The sequence below is a fragment of the Streptomyces sp. DH12 genome, from assembly GCF_020873895.1.
In the GTDB taxonomy this organism is placed as follows: domain Bacteria; phylum Actinomycetota; class Actinomycetes; order Streptomycetales; family Streptomycetaceae; genus Streptomyces.
Genome location: NZ_JAHWGT010000740.1, coordinates 1 through 498, shown reverse-complemented (window position 1 = coordinate 498; position 498 = coordinate 1). Strand labels below are relative to the sequence as shown.

Annotated in this window: 1 pseudogene; it reads right to left on the bottom strand. The window is 72.9% G+C overall.

The window, feature by feature from the left end:
* Positions 1 to 34: 34 nt before the first annotated feature.
* Positions 35 to 220 (bottom strand): annotated as a pseudogene (locus tag LPA54_RS36815) (peptidoglycan-binding protein); the annotation flags it as partial.
* Positions 221 to 498: the final 278 nt, after the last annotated feature.

The following is a 498-nucleotide window of genomic DNA, read 5'->3' as shown; positions in this document are numbered from 1 at the left end:
GCGGCGGCCAGTTCGGCCCGTTCCGGTGGGGGCGTCATCCGCGCAGGGCTCCCCAGGTGTGCGGGCCGACGATGCCGTCCACCACCAGACCCGCCCTCTGCTGGAGCCGCTGGACGGCCCGCTCGGTTTTCGGGCCGTAGATGCCGTCGATGTCGCCTGGTGGGAACCCGGCCCGCCGCAGCAGGCACTGCGCCTCGGCGACCTGGGCCCCGGCGTGCCCGACCTGCGCGGCCAGCTCACGCGCGACGTCCCTCACGGTCGACTCGGGATCGGCATCGAGTACGACATCGGCGGAGTCCCCGCCGTACGGATCGACGACGGTCAGAGTCAGGCGCACGCTTGTCCTCCCCAGGCCCTGCGGCCGCTTCCACCCCGCGGCGCACAGTCCCGCCGACGATATCGGCTCGGGCCGCCCGGAAGGCAGTCGGGGAGCGGCCCGCATTCCCGGCAGCAACGGCGTCCACCACTTGTGACCGGTGCCTTCACAAAGTGGGGATG